The sequence below is a fragment of the Streptomyces sp. CNB091 genome, from assembly GCF_000377965.1.
Window position 1 is genome coordinate 337,364 of the sequence record NZ_KB898997.1, and the last position, 6,725, is coordinate 344,088.

A 6,725-nucleotide genomic window follows, 5' to 3' on the forward strand; every position below is an offset into this window, starting at 1 on the left:
CATGACCTGGTTCGGCGCGGTCGCGCGGCTGCGAGCACGCCGGGAGGCCGGCGTGCTGGTGACCGTCGCGACCGTGCGCGGCCACGCCCCTCGCAACGCCGGTGCGAAACTCGTCGTGGGGCGGAGCGAGACCTGGGGCTCGATCGGCGGCGGCAACGTCGAGGCGGTCACGATCGACCGGGCCCGGGAGCTGATCGCCACGTCCGCGACCGAACCGGAGCTGCTGGATTTCGCCCTGAACGACAAGGTGACCAACCGGCACGGCGTCCAGTGCTGCGGCGGCACGGTCTCGGTGCTGCTCGAACCGCTCCCGGTGGTACGGGCGGTGGCGATCTTCGGCGTCGGGCACGTCGGGATGGAGCTGGCGCGCGTCCTGGCACGGCAGGACCTCGACCTCCATCTGATCGACAGCCGCTCGGACATCCTCGCCGAGGAGCGGCTCGCCGTCCTCGCGGACGCGGTGGCGGGGGTGCGGGTACACCACACTCCGCTGCTGCCCGAGGAGGTCCTCGACGCGTTGCCGCGCGGCACCCACGTCCTGATCATGACCCACGATCACGCCGAGGACGCCGCTCTCTGCGACGCCGCCCTGCGGACACCTCACCTCGGCTCGATCGGGCTGATCGGGTCGGCGGCCAAGTGGGTGCGGTTCCGCAAGCGCCTCCTCGCGGAGGGGGGTCACGACGAGGCGGCCGTCGACCGGATCAAGACGCCGATCGGGCTGGCCGACATCACCGGCAAGGACCCCGCGACCATCGCAGTGAGCGTCGCGGCCGATCTGCTGCGCGCCTTCGAGGCCGAGGCCGAGGGGAGCGAGGAGCGGGAACCCCACCGCGACGAGCCGTTGGACGCCGGCCTCGGCGAGAAGGCCCACGCGGCCGCCCGGGGCGCGTTCAGCAGTACCTTCACCGAGAAGTCACCTCATGCGGATGGGTAGGCACCGAGTGCGCTCGGGTGGCTTCGTCGGGGCCCCGCCGGGTTCACGGTCGGCGTCGGTATCTGCGTCGACGCGGGCGAGATCCGGTCGGAGAGAGTCGACAATGGCGCCATGGATCTTGAGCTCCGCGCGTGGGCGCGCGATTGGTCCGATCGCCTCGGACCGGCGTTCGAGCGGGCCGTCCTGGCGGTCGCAGGGCAGTCACCGGCGGACGACGTGGTCGGCGTCGGCATCGCGACCGACGCCGGCGCCACGTCGATCGTCGCCTTCGCGCACTCGCGGCATCATCTCGACGCGATGATCTCCGAGGAACCGGAGTTCGCCATCGACGTGAAATGGCACCTCGGCGAGTGGGATCTGGACAACGCCGGGGTTCAGGGGATCGACGACCCACTGGGGCCGATCCGCGCCGAGGCAGAACGGGCGCGGCAACGCTTCACCGGTGCGGGCGCCGACCCCGTCGCAGTGCCGGGCCTTCACGCGTTCCGCACGGGGGTGTGGGACTCGATCTCACAGGCGATGACGGACTTGGTCGCCCGTGGATTCTTCGAGCAGTGGCCGAACGCCGTCCGGGTCTTCCTGCCACTCGACGCCGACGTCTCGGGTGACGACATCGCGCGGTGGAACGCCGCACTGAACGATCCGGTCGGCACGGCGGAGTTCCGGGAGTTCCTGCAGATCGGCACCGCCTGAGGCGGCTCGTCCGCACGGCGACGGAGGCTCGCCCTCGGCGGCGTCCTCCTCGTCGGCCGGGAATCGGGACGGCTGTTGCTGTCCGGTACGGCTTGACCTCGCAGATGTCAGCTCTAAGCTGCATCTGATCTTGCAGTGGTCCATGTGACCTTGCATCAAGGGGTCGGGTTGCCGGAAGTGGTGCATGCGTTGGAGGTCTTGCCGGGTGTCGGACGACACAAGGATGACAGTGGGTTCCGACAGCTGATGTCAGTGGTTCTGCCATGAGGCGTGTCAGTAGGTGCTGACGTCGTCGGCGTCGGTGAGGCGGAGTCCGTAGCGGACGTCGTCGGCCAGGACGGCGGTGCCGTCGTCGGCGCGGACCAGGAGCCCCGCAGGACTGGAGCGAGCGATGACGCTATGGCGTCAGGTCCTGGGCGCGCTGAACGACCCGCAGGCCACCGGCCGAGAGAAGGTCCTCGCCAAAGGCGCCGCCGAGCTCGCACGCACCCGCAGCGCCGGCCCGGCCCCCAGACGCGGACGACGTCATCCGTATCGCCATGACCGCGTTCGCGGTGCCGCTTGACCGCGGCGGCCGCGCTGAATGAGCGACGGCAGCAGGAATGAAGTGACGCGCTGTGGCTACCAGCCAGCCGCCTGAAGTACATGTGTGGCGATGTCCTGAACCGATCGGCCGTCTGTCGGGATACGGACCGTGCCCGGTGGAGCCGCCTCGTCCAGGAGCCGCGCTTTCTGCAGGCTCCGCTCGATGTGCGCGGGTAGCTGGGATCCGATTTCACGTTGGGCGAGCCGCTGCCGCACCGTGGCTTCTTCAGCTGTGAGCAGGACGCAGGCGACTCTGCTTGTCTGGCCGCCCATGGCCCGGCGGATCATCGGCTCTTCCAGGATGCTCACCGTGTTGGTGTAGAGCAGTCGATGATGGCCGAGTGCTGCGTAGTTCGACCAGACGGCGGCGATGTTCCGTTCGGTGATCGCGGTTCGGTGAGGATCACCTGCGGGGGCGGGATGGATCTGGTCCATGTAGTCCCCCTCGATCAGGCAGTGCGCCGTGCTCTTCTCCTGAAGTGCTGACGACGCCTCCCAGGCGACAGTCGTTTTTCCGACTCCGGCACCGCCACCGCCACCGCCACCGATGAGCAACAGTTCGTAAGCAGTCATGGCGTGTCAGCCTGGCAGAGTCCGGACCGCCAGATCCAACTGATTCGCGTAACCGCATCCCGACGCCCGAACGACAACTGCCCGACGCCGGGCGGAAGTCGAGGTCGTCGCCCACACGAGTCCCGCCGTGGGCGTCAGGACGTGTGCGCCTGTCGAGCTGGCCAACGCATCGCGGGGCGGAAAGTCACTGACACATCAGCTGTCGGTGCCCACTGACATTCGCATGTCGCCCGACACTAACTAAGCTAGGGGCTTTCGGTCCAGGTGGAAGGCACTTTCTGCGTGCAGGGTATCGGTTCGCATCGACGCCACGCTTATCACCTGCCATTCCGAGAGGGAGGCGGCCACGCCCACCTACAAAGGCGGCTTCGGGTTCCACCCCCTGTTGTGATTCCTGGCCGACACCGGCGAGGGCCTGTCTGAGCGACTTCGGCCGCCCGGGAACGCCGGAGCCAATACCGCCGCTGATCACATCGCGGTGCTGGACGACGCTCTCGCGCAGATCCCCGGCGCCCACCGGCACGGCACCGACATCCTCGTCCGCACCGACAGCGCCGGATCCGCGAAAGCCTTCCTCACCCACGTCCGAGACCTGCGGACACGCGGAGTCCGCACGTTCTTCTCGGTCGGATACGCGGTCACCGGGCCGGTCCGCCGCGCGGTCCGGGCCCTGCCCGAGCAGGTCTGGCACCCCGCCCTGGACCAGGACGACACCCTCCGCGAGGGCGCCGAGGTCGCCGAACTGACCGGCATGGCCGACCTCGCCGGCTACCCGGCCGGCACCCGCATCAGCGTCCGCCGCGAACGTCCCCATCCCGGAGCCCAGCTCTCGCTGTTCGACCAGGACGAGGGCCTGCGGCACCAGGTTTTCCTCACCGACACCCCCTTCACCTCCGGCCCGGCCCGGTTCCTGGAGGTCCGCCACCGCCAACACGCCACCGTCGAGAACCACATCCGGTGCGGTAGGACCACCGGCTTCGGCCGCTTCCCCTCCCGCCGCTTCCCGGTTAACGCCGCCCGGCTCGAACTCGGCCTCGCCGCGATCGACCTCCTCGCCTGGACCCGCGTCCTCCTGCTGGACGGCGAGCTCGCGGCTGCCGAACCCAAGAAACTCCGCTACCAGATCCTGCACGTCGCCGCCAGGATCACCCGGGGCGGCCGCCGCCTCCGCCTTCGGGTATCGGCGACCTGGCCCTCGCGACATGCACTCGCGGCCGCCTTTCACTGTCTGGCCGCACTGCCCCGCCCCGTCGGCTGACTCGCGGTTCCCGCCCACCCTCGACTCAAGGACCTTGGAGAACCCGACCACCGCGTCGGGCCCTCACCATGCCCACCGGCCGATACGACCTCCAACAACCTCCCTCAGCCGCCCAGCAACCCCAAGTGAAACGGCGAGGCCAAGAGGGTGTCTCACGTGGTGCATTCCGCCGGCTTCTTGTGGCAGGTCAGCGCGGCGGCAAGTCCGAGGAAGGCGAGGAGGTAGGAGCCCTTTCGCTCGTATCGGACGGTGAGGCGGCGGTAGCCGAAGAGCCAGGCGATGGACCGCTCGATCTTCCAGCGGTACCGGCCCAGCCGCTCGCCGGACTCGATGCCGGCCGGGCGATGCGCGGGACGATCGCCCGTTCCCGCAGCTAGGAGAGGTGTTCGGCGGAGAAGTACGCCTTGTCGGCACGGAGTTTGACCGGTCGGCGTCGCCGTGGCCCGCGCCGGGAACGGATGGCGGGTATGCCGCGGATCAGCGGCTTGAGGGCAAGCCTGTCGTGCATGTTCGCGCCGGACACGGCGACGGCGAGCGGCAAGCCCTGGGCCTCGGACAGCACGTGCAGCTTGCTGCCCTTCTCGCCGCGATCGACCGCATTCGGCCCGGTCAGCGGGCCCCCCTTTTCACCCGCACGGACGAGGCGTCGCCGATCGCCGAGATCCAGTCAAGCTCGCCCCGGACGCCGAGCTCGTCCAAGACCGCCCGGTGCAATCGCCGCCACAGGCCGGTGAACCGGCGTGCGCCGTCGCGGGCGACACCCCGAAGTTCTCCTGTAGGTGCCGCCAGGCGCACCCGCTGGTCAGCACGTACACCACCGCTGTGAACACCGCCCGCTCGTCCAGCGGAGCTGTCCCGCCGCCCTGCGGGCAGGAGTTGAACGATGGCAGCAAGCGCGCAACCACTTCCCACAGACCGTCAGGAACCAGCCGCTGCGACAGATCAGCACTCACGAAGAACCATCATGCCGCAGCTCACACCATCACCACATGAGACAACCTCTGAAACAAGCGTTCAGCCATCTCACCTTGCTTGTCTCTTCCCCACCCGGCAGAATGTGCGAGGCAAGGATAACCGGGGAAGCGCGCCGAACCAACGCGCCACCACCGGAAACTCGCGGCCGTCAGCGGGTTCCCGAATCACTCTTACTGCAAGGTGAATTGCTTATGCGTACATTCGGCAGAGTCAGAATGACCGGCATTCTCGCCGGATCTCTCGCGCTGCTGCTGGGCGGGCCCTCGCAGGTGCACGCCGCGGAGGGCCAGGTCATCCAGTTCATGCGTGGAGGAACCGGTTACTGGGCCCCCGACCCGTGGAACGGGGATCCGGGTGACGCGATCAAGGCGTGCGACAACACCGCCGATGGAAAGGGCGTCGAGGTGACGCTGGACATCCATCGCGACGGATCGATCGACCGCGTGGCAACCACACGCGGATACAGCGCTGGCTACTGCTCGCCGTGGAAAACCGGCAACTTGAAGGAAGGCACGCTCGTACGCGTCAAGTTCATGGTCGTCAAGGGTGGCACCGTCTACGAGTCCCACTCGTACAACGGCATCGCGTGAACCGGGACTGCCCGTCCGACCACGAGACCAGACACCGGCGGACGCAACGTACGGCACCCGGGCACTCCGCGTGCCCGCGAGACTGACCCGCGAGGGTCCGCCCGGCTCACAGCAGCCACGGTGGAGTTCACCATCGCCGGACGCCCAGCAACGGCCTGTGAGCAAGCGAGGTGCGCAAGGCCCGGAGCGGGGGCCGGGGCCCGCGCACCTAGAGCGTGTCTTCAAAGGCTGTTGATGGGGCATCATATGACGCATGGTGCGGCGACATGAGCTCTCGGATGAAGAGTGGGACGTTCTGTCGGGGCTGCTTCCGCGGACGGAAACGGGGCGGCCCCGGCGGGACGACCGGGTGGTGCTGAACGGAATCGTGTGGAAGCTGCGGACCGGTTCGGCCTGGCGTGATGTGCCGGAGAGATACGGTTCCTGGCGGACGTTGTACACACGTTTCCGCAGGTGGGCGCTCGATGGAACGTTCACGCGGATGCTTGAGGCCGTTCAGGCTCAGAAGGATGCGGCGGGAGACGTCGACTGGCTGGTTTCCGTGGACTCCACGATCACCCGCGCTCATCAGCACGCGGCCGGCGCCCGTAAAAAGGGGCCGGCCATGCAGAAACGGCACACGCTCACGCCCTCGGACGATCCCGTGGCGGACTGACGACCAAGATTCACCTCGCCTGCGACGGCCGCGGCCGTCCGCTCGGTTTTGTCGTCACCGGCGGCAACGTCAACGACTGCACGCAGTTCGAGCAGGTCCTTGCGCAGATCAGGATTCGCCGCCCAGGCCCAGGCCGACCGCGCAACCGGCCCGATCATCTCCTGGGCGACAAGGGATACAGCAGTCGAGGCATACGCAACTACCTGCGGAAACGCGGTATCCCGCACACCATCCCGGAGCGCTCGGACCAGCAGGCAAACCGCCGCCGTCGTGGCAGCAACGGCGGCAGACCGCCCGCTTTCGACAAGGAGCGCTACAAACAGCGCAACGTCGTCGAGCGCTGCTTCAACGCGTTAAAGCAGTACCGGGCCATAGCCACCCGCTACGACAAAACCCGCGAATCCTACGAAGCAGCACTCACCATCGCGTCACTCCTGATGTGGATATGACCCTTTGAAG

At 68.1% G+C, this 6,725-nt stretch carries 4 protein-coding genes and 3 pseudogenes; 5 read left to right on the plus strand and 2 right to left on the minus strand.

Features of this window, described 5'->3' with window-relative positions; all coding sequences use genetic code 11:
* Window position 1 precedes the first annotated feature (1 nt).
* Together xdhC and D581_RS0116760 are read left to right on the plus strand one after the other, a co-directional pair.
* Window positions 2-808: pseudogene (gene xdhC, locus D581_RS0116755) on the plus strand (xanthine dehydrogenase accessory protein XdhC); the annotation flags it as partial.
* 240 nt (window positions 809-1,048) lie between these two features.
* Window positions 1,049-1,630, plus strand: a complete 582-nt coding sequence (locus D581_RS0116760; RefSeq protein ID WP_018958376.1) for a DUF4303 domain-containing protein — start codon at window positions 1,049-1,051, stop codon at window positions 1,628-1,630.
* A 621-nt stretch (window positions 1,631-2,251) separates the two neighbouring features.
* Here D581_RS0116760 and D581_RS0116770 read toward each other — a convergent pair.
* Window positions 2,252-2,788: a hypothetical protein gene (locus tag D581_RS0116770; protein WP_018958378.1), complete on the minus strand. Its 537-nt coding sequence runs from the start codon at window positions 2,786-2,788 to the stop codon at window positions 2,252-2,254.
* 301 nt (window positions 2,789-3,089) lie between these two features.
* Between D581_RS0116770 and D581_RS1000000138615 the strand changes: the two are divergent.
* Window positions 3,090-4,046, plus strand: a pseudogene (locus D581_RS1000000138615) (IS1380 family transposase); the annotation flags it as partial.
* 152 nt (window positions 4,047-4,198) lie between these two features.
* On the opposite strand, the pseudogene D581_RS1000000140750 reads toward D581_RS1000000138615, so the two are convergent.
* Window positions 4,199-4,999: pseudogene (locus D581_RS1000000140750) on the minus strand (IS5 family transposase).
* A 237-nt stretch (window positions 5,000-5,236) separates the two neighbouring features.
* On the opposite strand from D581_RS1000000140750, the gene D581_RS0116790 reads away from it, so the two are divergent.
* Together D581_RS0116790 and D581_RS1000000140755 are read left to right on the plus strand one after the other, a co-directional pair.
* Window positions 5,237-5,611, plus strand: coding sequence for a hypothetical protein (locus tag D581_RS0116790; protein WP_018958382.1), 375 nt, complete (start codon window positions 5,237-5,239; stop codon window positions 5,609-5,611).
* 253 nt (window positions 5,612-5,864) lie between these two features.
* A protein-coding gene (locus D581_RS1000000140755) for an IS5 family transposase (RefSeq protein WP_486585839.1) occupies window positions 5,865-6,715 on the plus strand; the annotation gives its coding sequence in 2 pieces (ribosomal slippage) (window positions 5,865-6,213 and window positions 6,213-6,715; 852 coding nt in all).
* Window positions 6,716-6,725 lie beyond the last annotated feature (10 nt).